Origin of the sequence: Sulfuracidifex metallicus DSM 6482 = JCM 9184, assembly GCA_032834875.1 — an archaeon.
Classification (GTDB): domain Archaea; phylum Thermoproteota; class Thermoprotei_A; order Sulfolobales; family Sulfolobaceae; genus Sulfuracidifex; species Sulfuracidifex metallicus.
In genome coordinates this window covers 198243-223876 of the sequence record CP135238.1, presented here as the reverse complement: position 1 = coordinate 223876, position 25634 = coordinate 198243, and the positions used below count along the sequence as shown (strand labels likewise).

22 protein-coding genes, 1 tRNA gene and 1 pseudogene are annotated in these 25634 nt (G+C 35.4%); 13 read left to right on the top strand and 11 right to left on the bottom strand.

The genetic code is table 11. From position 1 onward, the window contains the following. Positions 1-245 precede the first annotated feature (245 nt). Both RQ359_RS01380 and RQ359_RS01375 read right to left on the bottom strand, forming a co-directional pair. Entirely contained in the window at positions 246-1946 is a 1701-nt protein-coding gene (locus RQ359_RS01380) for a glycosyltransferase 87 family protein (RefSeq protein WP_156016252.1), read from the bottom strand. Positions 1947-2170: 224 nt separating this feature from the next. Beyond that, positions 2171-3415 (bottom strand): hypothetical protein, encoded by a 1245-nt coding sequence (locus RQ359_RS01375; protein ID WP_206338975.1) that lies wholly within the window; start codon positions 3413-3415, stop codon positions 2171-2173. A 71-nt stretch (positions 3416-3486) separates the two neighbouring features. Between RQ359_RS01375 and RQ359_RS01370 the strand changes: the two genes are divergently transcribed. From RQ359_RS01370 to RQ359_RS01360, 3 genes are all read left to right on the top strand, one after another. Then, a complete protein-coding gene (locus RQ359_RS01370; protein ID WP_156016254.1) occupies positions 3487-3732 on the top strand; it encodes a hypothetical protein in 246 nt (81 codons plus the stop codon). 156 nt (positions 3733-3888) lie between these two features. Beyond that, positions 3889-3986 (top strand) — tRNA-Glu (locus RQ359_RS01365). 38 nt (positions 3987-4024) lie between these two features. Beyond that, positions 4025-5413, top strand: coding sequence for a tyrosine-type recombinase/integrase (locus tag RQ359_RS01360; RefSeq protein ID WP_240899966.1), 1389 nt, complete (start codon positions 4025-4027; stop codon positions 5411-5413). An 82-nt stretch (positions 5414-5495) separates the two neighbouring features. Here the strand turns inward: RQ359_RS01360 and RQ359_RS01355 are convergent, their stop codons facing one another. Both RQ359_RS01355 and RQ359_RS01350 read right to left on the bottom strand, forming a co-directional pair. Further along, positions 5496-5723, bottom strand: a complete 228-nt coding sequence (locus tag RQ359_RS01355; protein WP_083476918.1) for a hypothetical protein — start codon at positions 5721-5723, stop codon at positions 5496-5498. 268 nt (positions 5724-5991) lie between these two features. Further along, on the bottom strand, positions 5992-7506 hold the full coding sequence (locus RQ359_RS01350; protein ID WP_054838021.1) for a restriction endonuclease: 1515 nt from the start codon (positions 7504-7506) through the stop codon (positions 5992-5994). 171 nt (positions 7507-7677) lie between these two features. Between RQ359_RS01350 and RQ359_RS01345 the strand changes: the two are divergent. From RQ359_RS01345 to RQ359_RS01315, 7 genes and pseudogenes are all read left to right on the top strand, one after another. Continuing rightward, positions 7678-7839, top strand: a pseudogene (locus RQ359_RS01345) (RNA-guided endonuclease TnpB family protein); the annotation flags it as partial. Positions 7840-8352: 513 nt separating this feature from the next. Then, a complete protein-coding gene (locus RQ359_RS01340) occupies positions 8353-9198 on the top strand; it encodes an SDR family oxidoreductase (protein ID WP_054838020.1) in 846 nt (281 codons plus the stop codon). Between the two features lie 2 nt (positions 9199-9200). Beyond that, complete coding sequence (gene rfbC / locus RQ359_RS01335; protein ID WP_054838019.1) at positions 9201-9752, top strand: dTDP-4-dehydrorhamnose 3,5-epimerase; 552 nt, start codon at positions 9201-9203, stop codon at positions 9750-9752. Then, positions 9753-10109, top strand: a complete 357-nt coding sequence (locus RQ359_RS01330) for a PaREP1 family protein (RefSeq protein WP_054838018.1) — start codon at positions 9753-9755, stop codon at positions 10107-10109. A 177-nt stretch (positions 10110-10286) separates the two neighbouring features. Then, on the top strand, positions 10287-10865 hold the full coding sequence (locus tag RQ359_RS01325; RefSeq protein ID WP_457921230.1) for a helix-turn-helix domain-containing protein: 579 nt from the start codon (positions 10287-10289) through the stop codon (positions 10863-10865). Then, positions 10862-11830 carry an aminotransferase class I/II-fold pyridoxal phosphate-dependent enzyme gene (locus RQ359_RS01320; RefSeq protein WP_156016256.1) on the top strand — a complete coding sequence of 323 codons (969 nt, stop codon included), beginning with the start codon at positions 10862-10864 and terminating at the stop codon, positions 11828-11830. The genes RQ359_RS01325 and RQ359_RS01320 overlap by 4 nt, the downstream gene beginning before the upstream one ends. Before the next feature lie 11 nt (positions 11831-11841). Next, positions 11842-12276, top strand: a complete 435-nt coding sequence (locus RQ359_RS01315; RefSeq protein ID WP_256201841.1) for a GtrA family protein — start codon at positions 11842-11844, stop codon at positions 12274-12276. On the opposite strand, the gene RQ359_RS01310 is transcribed toward RQ359_RS01315, so the two are convergent. The 3 genes from RQ359_RS01310 to RQ359_RS01300 are packed head-to-tail and all read right to left on the bottom strand — an operon-like array spanning position 12273 to position 15424. Continuing rightward, positions 12273-12968, bottom strand: coding sequence for an alanyl-tRNA editing protein (locus RQ359_RS01310; RefSeq protein ID WP_156016257.1), 696 nt, complete (start codon positions 12966-12968; stop codon positions 12273-12275). The genes RQ359_RS01315 and RQ359_RS01310 overlap by 4 nt on opposite strands. A gap of 45 nt (positions 12969-13013) precedes the next feature. Continuing rightward, complete coding sequence (locus RQ359_RS01305) at positions 13014-14729, bottom strand: ATP-binding protein (RefSeq protein ID WP_054838015.1); 1716 nt, start codon at positions 14727-14729, stop codon at positions 13014-13016. A 2-nt stretch (positions 14730-14731) separates the two neighbouring features. Beyond that, the gene (locus tag RQ359_RS01300) at positions 14732-15424 is read right to left on the bottom strand and encodes a hypothetical protein (RefSeq protein ID WP_156016258.1); all 693 of its coding nucleotides are present in this window, start codon (positions 15422-15424) and stop codon (positions 14732-14734) included. On the opposite strand from RQ359_RS01300, the gene RQ359_RS01295 reads away from it, so the two are divergent. Then, positions 15424-16335, top strand: coding sequence for a thiamine-phosphate synthase family protein (locus RQ359_RS01295; RefSeq protein WP_054838012.1), 912 nt, complete (start codon positions 15424-15426; stop codon positions 16333-16335). The two genes, RQ359_RS01300 and RQ359_RS01295, sit on opposite strands and share 1 nt — an antisense overlap. Here the strand turns inward: RQ359_RS01295 and RQ359_RS01290 are convergent. After that, complete coding sequence (locus RQ359_RS01290; protein WP_170267523.1) at positions 16313-18799, bottom strand: MMPL family transporter; 2487 nt, start codon at positions 18797-18799, stop codon at positions 16313-16315. The two genes, RQ359_RS01295 and RQ359_RS01290, sit on opposite strands and share 23 nt — an antisense overlap. Positions 18800-19113: 314 nt before the next feature. Between RQ359_RS01290 and RQ359_RS01285 the strand changes: the two genes are divergently transcribed. Continuing rightward, complete coding sequence (locus RQ359_RS01285; protein WP_156016259.1) at positions 19114-19617, top strand: hypothetical protein; 504 nt, start codon at positions 19114-19116, stop codon at positions 19615-19617. A gap of 9 nt (positions 19618-19626) precedes the next feature. Here RQ359_RS01285 and RQ359_RS01280 read toward each other — a convergent pair whose 3' ends face one another. The 3 genes from RQ359_RS01280 to RQ359_RS01270 form a co-directional block, all read right to left on the bottom strand. Beyond that, positions 19627-21459, bottom strand: coding sequence for a cation:proton antiporter (locus tag RQ359_RS01280; protein WP_054838009.1), 1833 nt, complete (start codon positions 21457-21459; stop codon positions 19627-19629). A gap of 55 nt (positions 21460-21514) precedes the next feature. After that, positions 21515-22222 (bottom strand): phosphorylase family protein, encoded by a 708-nt coding sequence (locus RQ359_RS01275; RefSeq protein WP_156016260.1) that lies wholly within the window; start codon positions 22220-22222, stop codon positions 21515-21517. 569 nt (positions 22223-22791) lie between these two features. Further along, complete coding sequence (locus RQ359_RS01270; RefSeq protein WP_156016261.1) at positions 22792-24111, bottom strand: APC family permease; 1320 nt, start codon at positions 24109-24111, stop codon at positions 22792-22794. A gap of 211 nt (positions 24112-24322) precedes the next feature. On the opposite strand from RQ359_RS01270, the gene RQ359_RS01265 reads away from it, so the two are divergent. Continuing rightward, positions 24323-25420 (top strand): glycosyltransferase, encoded by a 1098-nt coding sequence (locus tag RQ359_RS01265; RefSeq protein WP_156016262.1) that lies wholly within the window; start codon positions 24323-24325, stop codon positions 25418-25420. The last annotated feature ends 214 nt before the right edge of the window (positions 25421-25634 follow it).

The window sequence follows — 25634 nt, the reverse complement described above, 5'->3', positions numbered from 1 at the left end:
AAATATCCTTTACATATTTTTACAAAAAGTACATTATGATGTCATTTTTTAATCTCTATTCTTTTTGCACAAACATAATTGAACTAATTAATATACACCCCCAGCTGGATCGAACACAAATACTATTGACTCGTTTCTTCTAATATTTAGAAAAAATATATGATTATATATAAAAATAAAATGAAATATAAATGGCAAATCGTCTTGAATAAAGGAAAGGCTTTTCGTAGCTCTATCTCATAAAATTACCCCGGATTTACCAAGACGTATCCTTGGAGCTGCCCATAATACGCCTCCACCTCGAACTGTTGTACCTCAAACTTCTGAGTGGGAAAATATGGATACAATTTAACGATCTCCCATTGTCCTGGACCAAGATAACTTGCATTGGATTTCCACATTATTCCGTTTATAGACTTCCAGCCGTAGTAAGGTAATATTCTGAAAAGAGGTACAATTTTCCCCTGCGCGTAAGGGTTATTGGAGAAGCTAACGTTGAGAATCAAGCATTGAACATAACCTTTACTCTGGTCTACATGAAGTACTTGTACCTCAAATGAGCTTGCGTATTGTAGAAAAGGATAATGAAATGCTGCAGCAAGGAAAATTATTCCCACTGAAAGGAAAGCCAATGTCCTAAGCGGTACGTTGCTTTTTATATTCATTTTTTTGGTACTTCTTGATTTTAACGCAAAGAAAAGGAAAGGCCAATACATCAAATAATTCCATAGAGATCTATAGTTGAATAAAAAAATAAAGAAAGGAAATCCTACCCAACTTTCTTTAAATTTTTCATAATATTTTACAAAAAAATAAAATTCTCCTAAAAAAATTATAAACATCGAAACGCCAAAGAAAGGTTTAAAGAGGAAGAACAAGTTACCTACTGATATTTGTGAAATTCCATCACTAACTTGCAACAAGTTAGCAGTCTCCGGAGAAATAATATCCTTAAAGTAAGAAAGAGGAGACTTTACAATAAAATATATATTAAAAATTACAAATGTAAATGCAGAATAAAAAACGAATTTAACTACACTATACCCTTCTCGCCTCAGATAGTAAAGGTAAAAAGGTAGTAGAGCCAACGGAACCTGCTTTAAGGAAATGGCTACTCCGTAAAATAACCCCTTCCAGAAAATCTTCTCCGATTGCAGAGATAAGATAACGAAGAACACCCATATTATGTCCGGAATTCCACCATCGGGGAAAAGGGTATAATCTAGGTTAATCAGAGTAGGGAACAAAAAGTATGGGTAAATCTCCAAACTTTCCCCCTTCCTTAGGATTAAGTAAAGTGAAACAAAAGTAAGTAGATAGAAGAAGAAATTAACGTAGTTTGGATCGGAATGAATTATGTTAGATGGAACTTGAACAAGAAAGGACAGAGATGGATAACCTAACGTAGTCACTACTCCTCCAGTAGTAAACGGAGTTCCGAAACAAACTGGATTAAAGAATGGAAAGTGAGAATAAACTGAGGCAGTGTTCTCGGGTAAGTATGGATTAAGACCTTCAAGAAACACATGCGCTGAGTAATAATCTATCATTTCCTCATCTGTCCCAAGCCTCGCGAAGGCAGACATGAGAAAGGAGAAAAGAATTCCGTAAATCAAGGAAAACTCAGGCACCTTTTCATAAGTCCTAGAGATTGCATAGAGTACCGTTAAAAATAACGCCATTAAAGCTACAGCATAATTAGATAACGGAGATAAGTCGCCGTGAAAGAAAAATATTTCGGTTATTGAGACAAAAAATTCTATATCTATTAGAGCCCATGAATATCTAGCAGGAATTTTTATGAAAAGTAGAAATCCTGAAGTAATAATTAAAATTAAGTTAGTTACAACGACATAAGGATCAATATATGAGTTATTATATAAGAGCATGGACATTAAAAACGTAAGCATGGAAACATTTACGGCAGTAGCTTGCTGATAATCCACACCTTTCCCTCTCTTGCATATAGCTTAAAGATCTTATCTATAACATCGTCTTGTAAGATGACTATATATTCAATTAACTTATTGGAACAAGGCATAAACACCTCGCGTTAATTCTATTTCTAAAATTTAATTTGAAGTAAATATTATAAAATTATATTTCAAAAAATATTTTCATTTTATTCAAATAGCCAACCTATATATAAAAGCTCCTTTTATTACTATTATTATATAAGAAAATCCTTAAACCAACCCCTATTTTTAAGTTCCCCGATTACAGATTTCCTTAATTCGACATAATGAGATATTTCCTTACAATGAATTGGGTCACTTTCACCTAAAATTTCAGTTGAGTACCAATACTCAACTGGGTCGTAGAATCTCACTTCGTCTTGGGTTACGCTCTCTACTATAGGACTTATTGACATTGGATTTGAATCTATATCCATTATATCCTTTACTAGGTGAGATGGTATTCTTTTCGATACGCCCATGTTCATTATGGAAGTCATAACCTTACTATAGAACGAAAGTGAATTCGATACCAGCAGTGAATTTAGCAGGATGTACTCGTTTAAAGTCATAACACCCTGCTCATGACTCTTGAGTAAATCCAATCCCCCAGTTCTAACTAAAGTCTGTCCGTCCCAGAAGAAGAAACCCACGCCTAAATTGACATCTTGAGAAACTGAAATCACCTTCCTTGATATAGTCCTCACGGATCCCTTATTTGATAACCTGAAGAACGTGTAGTCCTTTTCAACTCCCTTAGCTTTCCTTCCAATGAAAGTGAAGTCCTTATCTTCACCCTTGCCTTCACCTAAGAACATAGCTGAAAAGAAAGTTATCCTGTTGTTTTCTACTTGAACGTCTGCTATGGGGTTTCTCTCCCTGAATGTGTCCATTTTAGCTTGAGACAGGACGACGTAGATTGACTTTAGGTCCTTGATCTGGTATGGAATAGCATTCCCATCCTTAATCATGAAAGGAGACGCGTTAGGGAGATTGAACATTTCTCCTAACGTAGTTTCTAATACCATTGAGAAGAACGACGTTCCAAGTTTAAGTAAAGGGTATAGATGAACGTTATCCCTAATTCTGAGTGAGTCTAAAGGGTTAGCTATTGGAGCTTCCTTTCTTTCCCTTGGTTTTCGTATTACTCTTCTCTCCTCTCTTCTTTCTTCCCTCTTAGGATACATTGTCTCTAAGAACTTTGCAGCGTCTATTTCCTTGGCTATCTGAAGGTCTGAGAGATCGGAGGAAAGCCTTTCCTTTAGATCATCAATTACCTCATATATTACCTTGTGAAGATTAGTAGGAAGGAAATCCTTCCTAATCTTAGCTATATCCTCACCCTCTAAGATATAAATACTGAATGTGAACCGCCCATCCTTAATTAGGAACAGAACGTTGCCAGATACCTTGAGAGGTATTATAGAACCCTCATTAGCATGCTCTACTAAGTATGACAAAAGGGTAAAGGGGTCTTGAACCACTTCACTTATTTGGCTTAAGCGTATTTAATTGTATCCGATGTAGACGTATGGAATTAGATGATGCCACTAAGCTAATACAAGCTGGTAAGATCTTTTATGCAATAAATTTTCTAAAAGATTTCGTACTAAATAATGAAGATAAAATAAACACAAACGAAAAAGTCTGTGCTGAGATGGTAAAACTAATGAAGACTTTTCCTTCTCTGAATGAAAGCTGGGGAGTTTTTGTGGGCACAATAGACAAGGATGAAGCTATGAGAATTGTAGAGGTACTCAGACTTTGTCTAAAGTAAATAAAAGATAAATTTATCCAAATAATTATATTATTATAATATTTATGAGATTAATCAAAAATATTCAATCTATCAGGCTTGCGTTAGGTGACAACAAAAAATCGACTTTTTATATTAGATCGCAGAAAAGGCTATCTGGGTACAACTCCCCTTAGAGCCGCGGTAGTATAGACCGGTCAAGCATTGTGCGGCCTGCGCCGAGAGTATGCGGGCCTCTCGAGCCCGTGACCCGGGTTCAAATCCCGGCCGCGGCACTAATTTTTCCTTGAATTGAAAGGTTAGATGAGAAGTTATGGCCGAGGTCGGAAACCATCTAGGAAAAATCGGAAACCATCTTAAACATATACTGGAAACTAATATTATGCCAATACTGGATATAGATAAACTCACCAATGAGCAAAAAATCCGATTATTTGCATATGTAACTGAAGAAAAGGGAATAACTTATGAGCAGTTAGGAATTTCAAAAGCTACTGGTTGGAGGTATAAGAAAGGGCTTAGGGAAATACCTAAAGAAGTAATAGAGAAAGTACTGAGTTTTCTTGCACCAGATGAAATAGCCAGGGTAGTTTACGGTAAGAAGATAGAGAAAGCTGATATTAACGATTTGTTAAAAGTGATAAATACTACAGTAGAGGATCCTCAGTTCCGTTCTCTTCTTTTTATGATGCTAAACAGGTTCTTAGGAGAATATGTAAAACAGAACACTAACAGTTATGCAGTAACTGAAGAAGACCTAAAACTGTTTGAGAAAATTTTAGAACAGAAAAGCAAGGCAACAAAGGAGGAGAGACTAAGACATATAAAATATGCAATGAGGGATCTAAGTTTTTCACTTTCACCAGACTCTCTTAAGGAGTATATAGTAGAATTAGCAGCGGAGGAAGGGCCTAACGTGGCTAGGCATAGAGCTAACACACTGAAACTCTTTATTAAAGAAGTAGTAATGCCAAAAAACCCAATTTTAGGGCAAATGTTATACAATTCCTTTAAGGTGCCTAGAGTTGAGTATAAGTATTCTCCACCACCGCTTTCTTTAGAATTGTTAAAGAAGATCTTTAACTCAATAGACCACTTAGGTGCTAAAACATTCTTCCTAATTTTAGCCGAAACTGGACTACGGGTAGGAGAAGTGTACTCTCTAACCTTAGAGCAAGTAGATTTAGAAAATGGGATAATTAAGCTGATGAAAAGCAGTGCAACAAAGAGAGCTTATATTTCATTCCTTCATAAAGAAACGATTGAATGGATAAAGAAGAATTATTTACCCTTCAGAGAAGACTTCATTTCTAAGTATGAAAAAGCAGTGCAACAGATTGGAGGAGATGTAGAGAAGTGGAAACTAAAGTTCTTCCCATTCCAATTAGCCGATTTAAGGAGTGAAATAAAGGAAGGGATGAGGAGGGTAGGGAAAGAATTTAGGCTATATGATTTGAGGAGCTTCTTTGCATCTTACATGGCTAAAGCTGGAGTATCTCCCTTTATTATAAATGTATTGCAAGGGAGAATTGCTCCAGGGCAATTCAAGATTTTGCAGCAGCACTATTTCGTTATTTCGGACATAGAGCTGAAGAAGATATATGAGGAGAAAGCCCCCATCTTATTGTTTTCCAATCCCTCGGCAATCCATAAGAGTGTAGTCTCGCTTCTAACCTCATTAAATACTGATTCTGGAATGTAAATTAATTCGAAGAGCTTGAAGATTAAGTCACGCCTAGTATACTTAACCCAATCTATTAGAAACGACATATCCGTAATCGCTATCATATACTCGGGATCCTCGCCTTTATTCTCAATTCATTAAACTCCTCCATTGACATACCAGCTAATCTAGAAGCATTATACAAGTCTCCGGTTTCTATATAGTAATCGAGAGCTATTCTAAGCCTCACCGGCTGAGACTTTATAAAGTTCCAATCAGCATATTTCCTCCTCAACTCCCTAGCCTCCTCAAACCTCTCAATCCACTCTTCCAATTTTTCTTTGTCCATATAATAAAAGGATGCGTAGAAAATTATAAGCGTAAAAGTAAAGGGTTAAAACTCAATTAATAATATTGAGGTTCTCTCTAAGACGTGAGTTCGTAGTTAGTAGAAACGAAGGGTATCGTTCAACTATTTCATTAAAAGTTGTACACACATTATACGTCTCATTACAAGCCCTATGTACTCACTATGAGAAAAGTCTCGTACTAATCCAAAAAACTCAGAACGCTCAATAGACGTAAACACCAACACTTGTGTGTTTGACAGAAATTACTCACACTAGTTCTAGTGGGTCGTTCGTATCTATGGAGTAATCGGACGTGATGCCGTTACTTACCGAGAACTTCAGCTTGGAGAATATCCCCTTAGGTATCTCTTTTCTTTCTACTACTCCGCTAGCATCGATGACCTTGATCACATCTCCCTCTCTAACTATTAAGCACCTCCTTTTCCTGTTATAACCCTTTTCTGTGCTCGCATATACATTTACATCTGGCACTATCACATTATCAACAATCCTACCCTCGTTATCTACCCTAGCTAGGTAGTGATAGTTATTGAAAAGGATGTCGACTTTAACTCCATCACTTACCTCTTTGAATCTACTTACCCCTCCTTGAACGCGATAAAAAGCTCTGGTTATACTCACCGCATATTCGGGTTTAACCCTCTTCGTGCTTTTTACGGTTTCACCTACTTCATTAATCGTAAGTTCCTCCAAGAACTTATCGTCAAATTCCCTAACCACTTTTACCTCTCCGTTTAGCTTTACCACTTTTCCTCCGAAAAACTCCCTCACTCTTCTTTCATCCAATGGGTCAAAGATGGTCTCCTTCACCTTACCTTGTCTGTCTACAATTATTTCCGCCTTAGTCAGGCCTACCGTGAATCGCAACACATAGTATGAAACGACCCACGCTAACTTATAACTCTCCATCTTTACCTCTATGTCTGTAGCTTCCTGAGGTGCTTGCTTCTCAGCCTCCTTCGTTAGTTTATCCCTCACATTATGATAGAACTCAGAATCTGTCTCATATTCAACTTCACAACTGATGCTCTTAACTAGCGTTGGCACTTCCTCATATACTTTTCCGTCACCGTCCATACCCAGTATGAGACTTTGGCTCCTCCTACCCTTTAACTTATAACTCACTTTTACCCTGAAAATATATAGCCTTTTTAAATGGGCTTTCACTGAAACCAATTTAACCTCCTTATAACGGGAGAGCTTCTCCTTTGCGATTTTCACGGCTTCGCTCACCGAGATGGGCAAGAAGGCACCATCATCTTTTACTTTTGTAGAAGAGGGTTCCTTCTCCTCTTCCTCGTTCATCTCTTCTTTCCTTGTTCTCCTGCTATTATCTGTTCTCTTATCGTCCGACACTAACTTTGACGTCAAAGATATGGGAATATTATACTGCCTTATCATCGCTAATAGCCTTGAGCCATTAATATAGTCTATTCCCTTGTCTTCGGACTCTTTTAACGCCGGACCGCTAAGTTCTGATGTTGTGACTATGAGCCCTCTGTTACATCTGTAGTGTTCCATCCCGAGGACCACATCCTTAACCTCTTTTGCACTTACCTTCTTATTTTCAGAGTACCTCTTGACTTGTACACACCACTTATTTCCAAACTTGCTATCGAAAGCAATAATATCACAACCCGCATCATTAGGGCTGCCTGTGACAGAAAGTACTGTTAGACCAAGTACGGGTAGTACTCTTTCCGCTACAAACTTCTCGAAATCTTCAGGATCTGAAGACCTTAAAATATCAAGTTCATCCATATAATACTATTCAAATATAAAGTTAATTAATTTTGATAGAATAGTACGAAAACGTGAAAGAAAGCACAGTACTCATTAATACTCAGTGCAAAGTTCTACTTCATATCAACAGCGGTTTGATAACAACTCAACCTATCTCATTAACTGTTAATGGCAGACAGATACTGATCACAATGCGTTAAAAAAATGGTTGAGGTCTCCCCTCGTTGGTTTAAGTGTACTTGTGGTTATGAGAATGATAGGGATGTTGTTGCTGTAGTTAATCTTAATGGGAGGGGTTCTCTGACCCTCTCGACTGCCCCTCAAATGAGAGATGTAAGAGCGAATCGATGAGGGGAACCTCCGCCCTTAGGGCGGGGAGGAAGTTAGATCTCCAGTGGTATTAACTTTAGCCAGCCATATCTCTTTTTCTGGGTAACTTTCTACTGGTGTATAATTTATAAACAATTTCCATTTTTTTTCTATTGACTACTAAGTCCTGTTCTTTCCAGGTAGCATATGGTTTCATTAAGAAATGGCTGCAGTGCTAACAACTTGGTATAATACGTAAACTAAGCCTACACCTATTGCAGGTGTAGGACCAAAAGCTGTAGCTACATAACCATAATATCCAGCGGCACTAGTATATGTCTTTTAGATAAATGGTATATAGTGTATTTACTTCCAGAGCTATCTTAGCTCACTCAATGAACCGTATGCTTTTTAGCTTAGCTAAATTGCCCTAAAAACTTAGGGAAATATAGTACATTTATAATCATAATATTTAACTTATCTCAGAATCTATACTTGTTGTTTAACATAAAAGTCTCCTATATACTTTTTAATTGTATACAGAATAGTAGCATTATGCCTCAAAGGATTCTAATAATTGGGGCTTCTGGGCAAGTAGGACGCGAGATGTTATCTTCGATTTCCGAGTCTATGGAGATTTTACCCACATATAATGAAACTGCATTAAACGGGGGGACTAGACTTGACGTTTTACAAGAATTAAATGTAATTGACTTAGTACTTAAATTTAAACCTAATATTATTATTAATCTGTCTGCACTAACTAATGTTGATAGATGTGAAGTTGACAAAGACTTGGCTTACAAGATAAATGCAATGTCAGTGAAATTCATTACTAGAGCTGCCATGGTGAACAATTCATATCTAGTTCACGTATCTACTGATTATGTATTTGATGGGGAGAAGGGTATGTACAAAGAGGACGATTTTCCAAATCCCATAAATTACTACGGATTAACCAAGCTAATAGGAGAGACCTTTGCGTTATCTTACGATCTTTCCCTAGTAGTTAGAACTTCTGGAGTGTTTGGAGGTAAATCCAACTTCCCTAAATTCGTTATGGATAACCTAAAGAAAGGAAATACAGTAAAGGTAATAAAGGATTCATTTTATTCCCCCATCAGCGCTAAATTCTTGGCTAAAGCGATCTTAGATATCTTACCTATGCGAATTACTGGGATAATAAATATAGCCGGAGAAAGAATCTCCAGGGAGGATTTAGCCAAACGCATAGGCTCAAGGTTAGGCAAAGAAGGGCTTATAGATATAGTTAATGAAAATGAAATGAAATGGAAGGCTAAAAGACCTAGGGACTCTTCTTTAGACATATCTAAAGCCAAGAAACTGATTTCGTTTAATTTTTATGATATAGATAAAAATCTAGATACATTAGGTGATTAAAAATTCCTTTCCAGTTCAAAGAAACTCCTATAAGTGGTGTAATACACATTTCCTCAAAGAGATTCGAGGATAAAAGAGGTTTCTTCATGGAATTGTTTAAACTGGATGAAATGAAAGCGCTGGGAATTTCACAATTCGTTCAAGGAAACATGAGCTTTTCTAAAAAGGGAATAATAAGAGGATTACATTATCAAATTAATCCCTTTCCACAAGGAAAATTAGTAACCGTAAGCAAAGGTAGCATAGCTGACGTGGCTGTGGACATCAGAAAGGGTTCTCCTACGTTTGGTAAATATGTTATGTATATATTAAATCCAGGTGAAATGTTATGGATTCCTCCTGGTTTCGCCCACGGTTTTCAAGCTCTAGAGGAGTCATATGTAATTTACTTTATAACTCATTCAAAATTCTCTCCGCAACATGAAAGATGCATTAAGTGGAACGACGATGAAATAGGCATTAAGTGGCCCCTAAAGGAAGAAATATTAAGCGACAAGGACATGTCTTGTCCGCCATTGTCTCTTGCTGAAAATAACTTCATATACAGTGGTTAAATGAAAGCTAAGGATCTGTTTAATTTAGCTAATGATCTACTGAACGAGGGTATAATGGAAGACTCATGTGAAATATTCTTCAAGGCTGCAGTTGAGGCTGTAAAAAACATTGCCAAAGGCTTGAACGCTAAGGAAATTTTAAATAAAGTGAAAGAAAAAGGCGATTGGCAAGTTGAGGATCTGTTCAAGGTGATAATATTTGCAGAGGAAAGGGGAATCCATCTAAAAAGATACTGGGACTCAGCCATGATGGTACTAAACTGCGACGGAACTACGGAGCTAACTAGAGAGCGCTCTAAGGATATACTTAAACTGATAGAAATATCTGATGAGCTAATATCAAGTAATATGCAATAGAAAATAAAAATTCCTGCTAGATTTTTTTATTTATTTCCCCTTCCTTTGATACATCAAAAGATAGAATAAAAAGAGTGCGATTATACTTCCATGCACAACTAACCTCTATTCGTAATGCCTCAAAACTGCGGAAAAAAAAATAAGACATTAACCAGCAATAATGTTACTGTATCCATTTTGATACTTTACGCAACAATAAAGACTCCATATATATTCACATTTGATAGCAACATGAAGGGAGAATTTATCATATTTGATGTTAAGGCTAGCGGTCCTTCATCGAGAATACTGTTGGAAGTAAAAAGCGATCAGGCAGTAGTAGAAAAAGTGTGCAATACCTTCTCTAGGGTTGGAAAACAAACCTTCCTTTGCTCTATGACGTCCGATTCCAAAATAGCTAGAGTCGTAGCTTCTTATTCTATCCTTAGGGGAATCATGTTTGCGGATTCGGTAGTATGGATCTTCATTCTAGAGGGATATGGAGAGCTCAAGAACGTGTTGAGGGATCTTTTAGAGGTAACTAAAGGAGTTAGGGTCCTAAAAGTTAGGAAGGTAAACAGCACCGAACCATTAACTGTCAAACAAGAACAAATCGTAAAAATAGCTCTGGATTCAGGTTTTTACGACTTCCCACGTAAAATAACAGAGAAAGAATTGGCTAAGAGATTGAATGTAAGCCAGTCTTCCCTTAGCGAAATACTTAGAAGAGCAGAAAAAAATATTATAAGTGATTATTTCAGAAGGAGGGGTTTATGAAACACGGAGGTTTCTCATGGAACAAGGGTGAGCCGCCCAACGTTAAAGACTTCAGCGTCAACCTTAATCCCCTTGGAGTACCAAAGGAGATAGAGGAATTAATTAAAGATGCAATAAATTTAAAAGTATACAGATATTATCCTCAATACAACTATAAATGTTTAAAGGAAAATATAGGAGAAATTTTTGATGTGAACCCTTCCTATATAGAGATATACAACGGTGTCTCAGAATTCCTGTCACTCTTGACTGATGAATACTCTTGCCCACAGCCTAACTATGGTGAATATCCTTGTTATAACAAATATACAGTCAAAGAGGAAGGTAACAGTTACGTTTATGATTTAAGAGGAACTAAAGTGATAACCAGTAACCCCGTAAATCCTACTGGATCTTTAATCGATGAGAGTGAAATACTTGAATTTCTTGCAGACAAAAGAGAGCTCGTATTGGATGAATCATTTATGGATTTAAGCGACGGAAAGAGCTTTAGAAACAAGATTGAGGAATATCCTAACCTTGTTGTGTTGTCATCCTTCACTAAGTCCCTATCTATACCAGGTTTAAGGATGGGTTTCTCATTTTCGATAAAACAAAAGGTAAGACATATTCCATGGAGGGTTAACTCCATAGCTAACTACGTTTTTTCCAACGCCAATCCAAAAAAAATTAGAGAATTCCTAAATAAATCCAAGGAAAAAGTTATAGAAATTAGAGATAATTTCGAAAAAATGTTCCCCTTTAAAATCTACGATACCCATGCTCCTTTTGTTTTGGTTGAGTTCCCTATTCCAACTAAGATAATTAATAAGTTTCTAATTGAAAATGGATATTATATCAGGGAACCTGAAGGGTTCATTGGATTAAGGGATACACACGCTAGAATCTCCTTAAGGGATGATGTTCAAGACCTTGTAAAAGTCTTGAACTCACTATCTCCAAAAACTTTTAAATTGAAATCTTAGAAAATTAGTTTGTGTCGAAGCTACTGAAATTCATGATTGTCGGAGGTCTCGGTACAATAGTTAACGAGGGAGTTTATATAACATCTGCAAAGTTTATACCTATAGCGGGAGCCCTCCTTTTGGGAATAGAGATTTCAATTATATTTAACTTCTTCCTAAATGACTGGTGGACGTTTAAGGGAATGGGAGTGAATACTACATTACCCTTGAGATTAGTTAAATTCCATGTATCATCAGCTTTAGGGGGTGTAGTACAGTACTTTACCACTATATTATTCCTAATAGAATTTTTACACTTTACTACGTTATCTGAGATATTTATTTATTTGTTTCTATATAATTACCTTAATAGTTCGTCTTTGACCCTATTATTTACCAACTTCCTAGGGATAGTTTCAAGCTTTGCAATAAGGTTCATAACTAGCATTAAATACGTATGGTCTTAAGGTACAGTATAATAGACCCTCTTTCTTCCCTTACCCTTATTTTCAACTTTTATGAACTTTATTTCTCCTATCTCGGAAGTGTTCTTAACGTGTGGTCCACCGTCAGCTTGTATATCTACTCCCTCTATCTCGACTATTCTCCAAGTAGGTAATTCTGGAGGACTTCTTCCAGCTAACTTAACTATAGCGGGTATCTTCAGCGCTTCTTCTCTAGGAAGGAAATAGACCTTTACGTTTAAGTTTCTTTTTATAATTGAATTAGCTTCATCTACTATTTCAATAATTTTGTCCTTAGAGTCCAAAGAGAAATCGTCCTTAGCTTGGTCTGGCGATATATTACCACCAGTTACAAGTGCTCCAAATTTAGATAAAGCAACTGCTGCCATAACATGTGAAGCAGTATGGAGTCTCATCATTCTATATCGTCTATTCCAATCAATTTTACATCTAACTTGATCTCCTGCTTTTACATCTATAGGAGATTCCATAACATGAATTATTTCCCTATTTTCATTACGTTTAACATCTACTACCTTTATACCGTTTATTTCACCATGATCTTTCTCTAGACCTCCTCCACCGGGATAAAATATCGTCTCATCTAAAACAAGGATATTATCCACAGGTTTCTCTACTACTTTTGAGATATTCTCCTTTACATATGAATCGAATTGGAAGAGTTCCTTTGCCATTATTGACCCTAATAACAAATTCATGAAGAGACTAAAAACTGGATCTTACGACATTTCTTTCCTAAGTATATCCAAATTATTTTCAGCTGTAAAGAAAACTGGAACGTCATGAGGTAACGCAGCCTTAAAACTAACTAAGAGCCATTGCCCAGATTCCAGATCAAGGGTTCTATCTAGGAGGGAATCACTTATGCCAAAGGTTTCTGCTACCAATTGCCTATCATAAGGTCTAGGTAACGTACTAATGAAATATGTGTGAAGTTGTTGCAATACGTTGGTATTAAGATATGCTAGCCTCTGCGTGCTTATTAAAGCATTTAGGTAATACTTCCTCCCATGCCTTAGAAGTTTCTCTATTGATGAGCTAGAAGCCTCACTGTTTCCCCTAGATTTTGTATCGTAAGGTATGAATTCTTGAGCCTCATCTATTATGAATAGGACCTTTGGATCCGTAGAATAAGACCTCTTCCTCCTAGCATAAACATTTTCAATTATTGATGAAACTATCTGCCTTCCTTCATCTAGATTAGGAAGTTCTATAACGAAAAGTCGAGGGGATTCAGGAGAATCTTCCAATATTTCAATAGCCACTTTTTCAATATCATATTCCTCATTTTCACTCATATCTATTGAAACGTAAGATCTGAGAGAGAGTATGAAAGTAAATATTGAGGCGTTCTCCCTGGCGTGAGAATCTTTAGCTAATTTTTCGGTTTCTTCAAGCAAAGGTAAAATTCTATCGTCAACTAAGTCTTCCCTTGAAAGTTTGTTCTCCCTCATGAATTTATCTAGTGAGGTAAGCATTGAATAAAACACAGGCTTTAGAGAAACTGCCGTATACTTATCTTCGGCTTGTGTTCTAACCATGTCCACCAGATCTCCATATGTCATGTAAAGTGTACCCTGAGGAGGAACGTAAAGCTGTTTCATTTTGCCTTGTCTAAAAATTTTGCCCAAGTTTTCACCCATTTTCTTCTTTAGGTCTAGGATCTCCTCTGGTATCACATGACTCCTGAAAAATCGTTTCTTAGCTTCTTCCTCAGAAAAGGGAATTCTATCTGTAGAAATTATACGAGAATTATATTTAGAAATTATATCATTTAGTAAAACGGAATATTCCATCGAAACGTCAAAGACAACAATCTTAGTATTGGGACAGTTAGACAAGATTTTTCTTACTAGTAAGGAAGAAAGGTTAGACTTACCTGATCCGGTGAATGCAAAAATTCCTATATGATAACCTATTGCTCTCTTTAGGTTAATTGTAATATCCATATTTTCGCCATATATCTTACCTAGAGAAGGGCCATCGTAACAAACGAAGCTCTTGTATGTAGTTTCGTCTAGAATTCTAACTGTAGATCCAGGTAGAGGGGGAAGGTAACCCTTAATGAACTTAGGCGAATTAGATAGTTCCATGATGTATCCTATTGGATATGCGTAAACGTCTACCCAGGCCTCCATAGGGTTTTCCTTCTCCCAACTCTCCTCTACGCCTTTCATAACTTCCCTCCTAATAGTTAATGGAATTGAAGGATCTAGATTAACCATTCCGTAATGGAATGGCTGAAAGTCTGCTACCTCTAAAAGTAGAAACTTGCCCTTCTCTATCGTTGGAGTGTAGAGTAACTTTCCAACGTTAATCTGAGACCTAGAAAAAGGAAATTCTATTACATAAGATCTAAATGATATAGAACCTCTTCCGTCTGCGGTTTGCCTGGTGATGACTTTTACGTCCCTCAATTTCCCCATTAGATCCATACTTAGTAAAACCTGCTAGAATGTCTTAAATGCTCCACTAAACCTCTGAAATCTCTGTAACGTGAAGGGGAAAGCAATAATTCAATTCCGCGATATTCCTTGTCTCTGTAATATTTTACTAATTTATCAGCTAAGAAAAGTGGATAATTGTAGCCTAATGCCTCAGGCAATGGTACGTTGCCCATAATCGTAAGCACCTTTAGTAGCGTAGAATCGTCTAGTATGTTGGTTTCAAACATAAAGACCCAAGAGTAAGGATATAACCTAAAGTAACCTTGCCTTAATTCTGATTTAGACTCGGATTTTATCCAAGGTGTATGATCATTAGCTTGTAATTCTTTTCTAGTGTTTGGATCAAAGTCTTTCACTATGCCTAAATATCTTTTTGGAGGAATGATACCTAGGGAAGTATCAAAGGAAATTTTCCTATCCATCAGGACTATATCAGATTTAGCTTTACGAGCCTCTTCGTACTCTGCTACTCTCATAGCATTTTCCCCACTCCCTTCGTAAATTCCCTTTACGATTTCAATCTCTTGTATATCTAACGATGAACTTGTAACCTTACCTTTAACGATACCAACCACTACGAAACTCCTGACTCCTTCCTCGGTGAATATCTCGTGAAATGTCCCATCAATGGCTGAAAAACTTAGAGAGAAGTTATTATCAAGCTCAATGTTAGGTGTAATCAATGTTAAAGTCACCATTATATCTGATTACAGACCATCTTCTACCTTCATTAAGGGTGCTTGAAGCTAAAAAGCTTAGAGAACAAGGTATGAGTCAAACTAGAATAGCGTCCCTTTTAGGTGTTACTCAGCCTGCAGTTAAACAATACTTAGAGGAAAATGAACAAGAATACAAGGAAAAATTAATTCAAATGGGATTGAATAAGGAAGAAATTGATGAGATGTTATGCTCTTTGACAGAGGTATTAACTAGAGAGGGTGTGAAGAGTGCAATGCTATTTATCACAACTAGATCTTTAATATTTCTAAGTAATCTAAGATTTTGCAAATTTCATAGAGGAATGGATAGGGAAATTCCGGCCGATTGTGCTATATGTGGTGAAATATATAGACAAGACGAGGAGACTATTTTCTATGATGCATTAAAAATAATACAAAATCCACTAATTTCGTTCCTCATACCACAAGTATTAAGCAATTTGGCATTTGCAAAGAGAGGGGCTAAGGATTACAACGACATTTTAGGAATACCAGGGAGAATAGCCAACATAAGGGGAGTTCCGATTGCAGCTTCGAAACCGCAATGGGGAGGAAGTAAACACCTTTCTGAAATTTTAATTAGAATTATGGACAATTGTCCAGATGTAAGGTCCGTAATGGACATAAAGTACGATTCTAAGGTTGAATCCTCAATAAGGGCTAATGGTCTTTCCTTTTCTAAAGTTGGCCCACAAGATTCTGTAGATGATAAAATGATTGCTGAAGCCGTTAGCTCGGTCTTCAACTGCAAAGAGGACGCAGTAATTCACTTGGGCGGAAAGGGATTAGAACCAGTTACATATATATTCGGCAGAAATCCTCTGGAAGTTGCTGAAAAAGTTCTTAAGATAGCTAGGTCCTATGCCTCAAGTTAGGCCACCAGTTGTTTTCCTTTAAGACACTTAAAATGGCAGGTACGAGAATTGGCCTCACTACGAACGTATCAAAAAGCACAGAAATTCCGACTGCGAAGCCTATCTCTTGTAAAAACCTAAGGTCTGAAACCATAAGGGAAAAGAAAGCGCCAGATAATATTAAACCGGCCGCAGTAACCACAAGACCCGTTTTCTTTATAGAGAAGATGATTCTATTATTCCAGTTTGGCTCGTTAGTCTCTATTAATCTTAAGATTATAAATAAATCATAATCTATTCCTAAACCAAATAAAAGCGCAAATACTACAAGAGGTGTTATCCAATAAACAGAGCCAAAAACAGCATACATCATTGCAACACCAAATACAGAGCTTATGCCTATGGTTAGAACAAGTCTAAGTGGTATAGATAGCGAACCAAGTATTATAAATAAATATAATATAATACCTATTATTGTAAACAACAAAGTAAAATGGAAATATACATTTTCAGAATTATCTATTATAACTATCCTTTGAGCGTTCGAGCCTCCAACAAGAGCTCCTGTAGATATTAATTGATTGGTCTCATTTATTGCACCTTTTGAGAAAACTGGATACGGAATATAAACTACCATTAGAGTATATCCATCTCTATAGAAATGATTAGTCAGCGAAGTACTCTTGTTAACTATATACTTACCTATTGATGCAGGTCCGTAAACTATGTCTCCTCTATTAATTAAGGTCTTGGTTAAGTTAAGGATATGACTATAGCTTGAGTTGGGATTGCCTTTTAGTACTATATAATCTATACTGTAATTATAAAAATTGGATAATTGATTTTCTGCTTTTAATGAAGATGCATATGAAGGTATAATTTCGTTTATGTTGCCGTTGGTTGAATGAACCATGGAAAAGCCTATAGAGAAAACTAAGAGTACTATCATCCCTACTATAACTAAATTCCTTTTATTAATTGAAAGAGATGCAACTTTCTCAAGGTAGCTTTCTCTAACGTCCTCACTTTTTGGTACCTCCTTCCTAGGAAAACCTAGCTTGTTTACAGGTATGATCGAAATTATTGTATATGTTAAAAATACTGCTACTATTACAGATGAGATTGATGAAATTACTAAAGCTACTCCTATATTCTTAAGGAGGGACGAAGGAGAAATTATGAAACCGACAAACCCTATCACGATAGAGAGGCCGCTAAACGCTGCACCCTTTCCTGCTGTCGAGAATGCTCTTCCAATAGCGCGTTCTTTATCCATTCCACCTTTTCTGAGTTCTTCAAAGTATCTATATAGGAACAAAATGGCGTAGTCAATAGAAATACCAAATACTATAGGTGGAGTAACTAGTCCAGAAATGTAATATATTTTATATCCTAGTAAGGAGGCTAAGTACATAATACCGTACGAAAGTATAACACCAACACCTGCATCAATAACTAAAACTAAAATAGGTATCAAAGCTCTCAACAGAAGTGCCAACAGTATTCCCACTAGAGCAACCGTGGTAATATCAATTATCTCAATGTTGCTTTGGGTATAGTAAGCTGATTGAGCATAGAAAGGAAGATGTCCTGTTACTTGTGCATTTTGTAATGACGACATAAACTTTTCTATGTTGTCCAGACTTTCGTTGTTAGGAACTTCTACTAAGAACAGCCATACATTACCCTTATGAAAATTTGAAATCGATATAGGAGGAGGTGGAACTTTCTCTTCTACCTTAGATAATACATACGCATGAGGATTCTTTAACTCCTCTATCGTAACGTTAACCCCGGTTAGCTCCTTTATCAATAGAGGATAGTTAGGGTCATTTATGACCTTATTTATCAGAGTTAAGTTAGTATAGTTTTTGTTACTGAAACATAGAACAAATGGGTTTTCAAATACCTTAAGAGATGCATTTCTTTCCCTTTCTATAATACTTCCATTTGACGAATTAAAATATGTTAAAAACTCCTTTAATTTTGGAGAGCTAAAATAAGAGCTAAAATAATTATAATGTGTCGGATACCAATACGTGAAGTTTAGCTCTTCTTCAAACAGCGAGGAGTTCTGAAATAGAAAATCCCGATAATGAGTTAAGTTAACATATAGACCATGCAACTTAGAAATATTGTCACAATAGCTTGATATTAGAGGCTCTAAGTAACGCTCATATTCTATCATAGTGTTATTTATATATTGGTATGGAGTAATTACCTTAGCATCATTTAGGAGATATAAATTGGAATATATCTCCTTTAATCCGTTATTGTAGGAACCGTTGTAAAGGACATAAATGCTGTCTTTCTCGCTTATGTTAAAATACTTCGTAATAATATTCTCTGCTTGTACGCTTTCCAAATTTTTTGAAAGAAAAGGAGAATCAGAGTAAACGAAATAGCTAGAAATTGTTGCAGCAAAAGGAGCCAAAGTAGCTATTAGTATTAGCCATAAGGCTAACTGTGACCACGCTCTATGCATTTAAGAAGTGTTTGCCAAAGTATTAAAAATGATTTTGGAAATAGATCTTTGACCAACATTACCAATTTTGATAATAAATATTAAAAATTAATAAATAAAATACATTTAAAAAAGATAAGCTCTCAAACTAAGGGTATAATTAACGTGATTCCACATACTTTGGATTTGGAAGAATTTAAATAAGGGTAATACTATAAAAGGTGAAAAGTAAAGTTTCTTGTCCAATAAACATTATTCCCTACAGAATTTTAGTATGAGGTATATCCGTTTTAGCATAGGGAACTATTTAAATAAATAGGCTACTAAATGCTCTTATGACATATGCCTTTGATACTGGCAAAACGGTTGTAACGTTAGCTTTGATGTCTAAGACGAGAGGATATCTTAGACAGATGAAGAGAGCTATAGATTTGTTCTTGGAAGAGAACAAGGACTTCCCCGTTTTGCTACCTTTGAGCAAAGAGGAATTCCTTGGAGAATTACTCCTCAGAATTTCAGATCATATTCCAATTATACTAAACTTTAAGTTAAAGAATCCGTATATGAGGAATATCATCAAACAGATTCAGCTGCCCCCATTTATAGAAAGGGAAAAAATAGATTCAAGCAAAAGTGGAACAGTTATAGTCATGAAAATAGAGGAAAGAAAAGTTAGATTGTTATTGGTAATTAAAAGAAAGAATTTCATACTTAAGACAGAGATAAGTAACGAAATAGATATAATTAAAAATTTTAATGGGAAAATTAGTGACAAAAGTCCTTTGAATATGATTATATCCAAGGCAATTGAAGATATGGCACCTATACTAATTAATTAGTACCTTTATTTAGACTCTAGAAATAACTTCCTCCAGTTTCTTTCCAAATTGGGAATTAAGATCTTTATTAAATATCCTCTTTTTACTCCTCTTAATGGAAGACACTGTAATCTTTAACAATTTCTTATTTGAAGGAGGTTTACCTATTATGCTCGAGTCTATTTTATAGGGCACATAAAATATTGATAGATAGATAATAGAAATTAATGCGACTACCAATAAAATAGGTAAAAGATTAATTAAATATCCATTAGACAAAATAGAGCTACTTAGATCAAAGATCCAGAAAATTGAACCTGAAGTTAATAAGTAGAACCTCTGACCAACATAGATAGGGCTTAACACTACCTTCCAGAAGTTCTTAAGCCACTTGGCTCTTACCTTCATTAGATTAATGACGATAATCGTATATAATGTGTAATAAATTTTAGATACTTGTATGGAAAACCCAACAAATATAATCAGTCCTACAAAGATATCTGTTATAGATTCTGTTATCGTTATAAAAGATATGCCAACTAGAGGGCTAACAAAAGTGTATATCAACAGGTTAAGCTTACTAAAGAGAAATAAAGGCAAAATAATGTAGCCTACTGTAATAATAAATGCTTTAAAAAGTGAAGATCTTGCTATAGGAGATATTCCCTTCATTACGTTTCTATTCAACCATAGAAACGCAGAGTCCATAGTTCTGATAGTAAAGGACTTACTGTACACATAAGATACCATCTCCTCAAGGTAGTCAATTTTGATATCTACAAAAGATACAAGTATAGATGACAAAAGGACAACTACAACCGATAAGTAGTAAATTGCGAAAATATTTATTCCACTATTTATAGCATCAATACTGACAATTATACCAAATTCACTAATTGCAATCATATAAAATCCGTCAGTAAATGCCCTCTTAAAGGGAGAACCCGTTATCCACGATGCAGTACTGAAAGAGAAATATTTTATTCCAAGTACTAAAATACCTATTATTACATATTCCAATATAGATAACGAAAGCTTTAGATAACCTCCCACAGAAAGGAAGAAGAAAATCAAAGATAGATCTCTAATAGGAGAACTTAACTTAAACACTTTGTCACTAGACGAAACGGAAGCAAATGCTATCCCTGCTAGTATCATTGAAAGAGTGGTAGGAACTCCTACAGAAGTAGAGATAAATTGAAAGACAAAAACTAAAGTTACTGGTATTAACGTGGTTATGCCCTGATCCTCAATTCTAATTATGCCATTTATTACACGATTTACAAAGAATTTAGCTATTACATATATTAGAGCAGATGCAACTAATAACTCTATAATCACTGATACTACTGTCAATATTCTAAAGGAGCCATTCAAGGCTACAAAAAAGGAATAAAGGAAGAAGACCTCCACGTCCTCTATAGAGGCAACTGCTATCAGTACGTCCCTATCCTCTACATTTTTTCTCTCAAAAAGTTTATATAATATAGAAGTACTTGTATCTAATGAGGCTAAAACTAGAAAAGTAGAACCTAAAGGGGAAAAATGCAAAATATAAATGCCAGCTAAATAAGATATTGTCGTAATAAAAGATAGTTCCACCAACGCTATTGTAATAGATTTCCTTAACAAAGGTCCTATTTTCGAAATGTTAAAACCTGCACCTATCTCGAAAGATAAAAGATTCAATGCAAGGAAAGTAAGTATGGAAAAATAAGACGAGTTGAAGTTTATTCCTAGAAAAGACGTACCTATTACTCCACCTATTAGGTAAGCTACAATGGGATTAAGCTTGACCTTTGAGAGAATGTAGGCTAAGGTTAAAGTAAATAGAAGGACAATGCTAAGATATTCGTAATTCATTAGCCAATATAGAAGTACGCATTATTTTATTAAAAATATTTGACAGCTAACTTCGTTATAATTTAGTTAACGCGTCAAGTATAGACTTGCTTATCTCCTTCTCAGTCCTTTCTATGTCAGCTTGTGACATTGACTTACCAGTCATTGGATTTCTATAAATTAGGTGAACTGCACCAGTGCTTATTCCATGTCTTGCCCCTTCAAAATAAAGTGCTGCACCTTCCAAGTCTACCGCTAAATGATTCAAAGATCTCCATTTCTGAAGGAATTTTTCATCGTGGCTGTGAATTGAGTCGCTTGTAAACATGTTTCCCGTAGCTACCTTAACTTCTGACTTCTTTAGGCTATCCACTAATAAGTTAATTAAGTCTAGGTTGCCAGTAGCAGCAAAATTTATCATTTCTCCTAGTTCCTGAAGTGCAAATCCTCCTATGTTATATGAATAGCCTATTGGCACTACTGCAGTGCCCGCATCTGCCTTATCGCTTACGCCGGTAGCAGAACCGAACCTTACTATATACTTCGCCCCTAGACTAATCAGGTCGTTAGTTATTAGGGCCAATGATGAATTTCCAATTCCGTGGAAGTTTACTGTTATCCTTTTTCCATTATATTTCCCAGTGTAAGTGTAATAGCCTGCGAACTCGTTTACGGTCTCCAGCTCATTTAGCATAGAGGTTATAGTTTTCATTCTTCCAAGATTACCTACAATTATTACTCTTTCAGCTATTTTTCCTTCTTTACCACTTAGAATTATGGCCATGGCTTATCTAATCAGCATTATAATGTTGGCTATTAAATGCTTCTTTCTATACCTAAACTAAATTGAGACGACAACAAATTCGTCATTTACGTAAACTGTCTTTAAATTGTCTGTAACTTCGAACCATTAAATTAGACTCAAAAATGTATATCTTTAAAATTAAGCTATAATGTATTTTATTTATACATGAAATTTATAAATTTATTCCAATTTTTAGACTAAAACGACACTCAGCTAATAGATAATTTTATATATGAGTTTGAGTAATGATCTTTATGCATCTTCTAAAAGACGATAGATGCAATGCATTTTTTGCAATAAAATATTTAAAGATGAAAGATCAACTATAATTCATATAAAGAAGGCCCACGAAGGAATAGACAGATGTCCAGTTTGCGATGCAACCATTAGAAGGAAAGGAATAGGTTATCTTAGAAATCACCTAACAAATAAGAAGGATGAGGCTCATATTAGGTTCCTTCAGTTACTTATTAGCGAAAATATATTCAAAAAACGTAAGTATTAATAACTTAATTCTATGTTTTGTTGTATTTTTTAGACTTCTAATATTAATTTTCTTCCTGTTCGTTCTGACTCTTTCTTATTATGTCTAGACTTTCAAGATAGAAGAAACCCAGTACCATCCAACCTAAGAAGGAATAAACTATGTATGGCTGTACTTGCAATATTGTATTTAAAAGAAGATAAAATGACAAGGACATAGCGACAACTCCTATAATAAGCTCACCCATTTTTTTCACTTTGAATCTCCTGGTGGAGATTCTGATTAACGATACGTTAGAAGAGGAATGAATAAACAAGTTAAAGATTCCTGATATTGCACCCACTGTAACCAATGCCCCATATATTCCGGCAATTAAAGTAGGTATCAAAATAACAAATCCCATTCCTAAAATCGAAACAAGTTCTGCCACATAAGGTTTATTGTTCTTCATTAAAGACAAAGCCTTATGTAAAAAATTATCTTTAGCCATGTTGTAGATTACCCTGGACGATGCTGTAAGAAAGGATATTCCTCCTAAAACTCCATCAGATATTGCAACAATTGAAATTAAAATATCTCCTATAACCCCAAATCTCATTACTAAAAAGCTAGCTAGATTACCTTTGAAGTTTATATCTGCGATAGAATAAAAAAATAGAGTAGCGAAAAGGCCGCCAACAAGAATTGCCGATATTGCAACTTTACCTATAGTCGACTTAGCGTTCTTGACTTCCTCTGTAAGGGGAGTTATAGATCCATAACCGGTGGGAATTCCTATACCATATAAGGCACCTAACCATATTAGCGATATGTCTCCTAACGATACTCTATTAAACGGATTATATATTCTAAAGCCCGAGAGGTAAAGGAAGTAAAGGGACAAAAAAAGGAGTATAATTAGTTCTGCACCGGCAAATATTTCTGCAAATTTAGATGAAATTTTTACACCTTTTAGGACTAAGAATGTAGAAATTATTAATACCACGGTTATAGAATATATTGGAGGAAATCCAGTTATCAAGTTAAAAATATAGCCTCCTCCAAGCATGAGGGAGCCTCCGTAGCTTAATGAATAAACTATGTACATCCAACCAGTCTCAAAGCCCATGCGTTGAGATAGCCCGTACAGCCCATATGTATAGTAACCTCCACCTGAGGAGAACCTTTTTGAAAGATAATAAATAACTAAACCGTTCATTAATACAACAAGCGTAGCAGTAGCCATAGATAACACAGCTAAGATCCCCGCTTTTTCTATCATTACAGTTCCGAAGGCTATTAACGAGATGAATGGACCTTGTCCGCCAATGGAGAGAAAGAATAAATCTTTGAATGTTAGTGTTCTTTTCAACTCGTCAACTTTTCTCTTATTCTCATTTTCCATTTCCGATGATATACCTTCTCATAAGCGAAGTATTTGAGCTTTTAACTAAAACAGAATTAAATAACTGCTAACAGCTATATATATATAATATATTAATTAAAGTTTTGATTAAAAGTATATTTCCTTTACCTTGTTAAGTCTCCCCAGCATAAAATAAATATTACAAGCAAACTTCAGCTAATCTTATCACGTTTTAACTTTGTAAGACTTTATGAAGATAGAGTTGCAGAATCAAGATTTCACTCTGTTTCACCATTCATTCGAGGTACTCGGAGGAAGTGAAAGGGTCGCAATAGCTGTATTAAATGTGCTAAAAAGTCTAGGCTTTAGAGTCAAACTAATAACGTTAACTAGCATTGATAAAGATAAAATAAAGAAATGGGATGAAAATTTCGTAGAACCAGACGAAATAATAATTAAGAAGTTCCCTTTCAAGTTCGGAATCTACAGAGCACTTTTCCTTTCCCTATATACTGGACTACCAAACAGCTTCAGCACAATAGGAGATATCACACGAAGCACATACAGTTATATTCATTTTCCCTGGTCTTTGACTGATAATTTAAAGTTGATAGATGATAAGTATTATAAATCTGAACCATATATAAGCAATAAAAAATTAAGAATGTATTATATTCCTTATAAATACATGCATAGGCTTTTTCTTAGCAAAAACAAGAGTAAATTACTAGCAAATTCTAACTGGACTAGGAAAATATTAGAGATCTCCGGATATAGCGCGACTGTGTTATATCCTCCAGTATACTTCAACTCCAGAAAAACAATAAACAAGAAGAAGGATCCAAACCTGATAATCTATATTGGAAGGATATCTCCTGAAAAGAACGTTAATTTCATTGTGGATGTAGCTAAGAGGCTAAATGAGTTTAAGTTTGTTATAATAGGAGCTTCTGGAAGAGATAAAGAATACATTAATAGTATTAAAAGAGCTTCAGAATCGCTAGACAACTTGACGTTAAAGTTAGATGCCACTAAAGATGAGATAGATAAATACCTTTCAGTAGCAAAGATATATTTTCACCCGAAGATAAATGAACATTTTGGCATTTCAATAGTTGAAGCTATGGCTTCACAATTAATACCAGTTATACATAAGAGTGGAGGAGCTTGGTACGATATTGTCGAAGAGGGTAAATATGGAATAGGATACGATAGTCTAGAAACAGCTATTGATGCAATAAAGGAAGCTTCAAAGATGGAAATAGATTTTTCCGATAAAATAGCCCAATTTAGCTTCAATGTTTTCAAAGAGAAACTAAGCAGAATAATAGAGAATGGATATTATTAGGTATATGAATTAGAATAAATTAGGGAAAATTAAAAAAGATTAAATATAATTTGTAATAAAATGAGGATAAAAGAAAAATACAAAAGAACGTTATGTTAATATCTTAGATAAGACAAGTCTAAAATTAACTTGACCCTGGAGAGATGTGAGTAGTACCCACATCTCGACAGTGCCGCCGCGGGGATTTGAACCCCGGACAACCGGATGTTCAAAA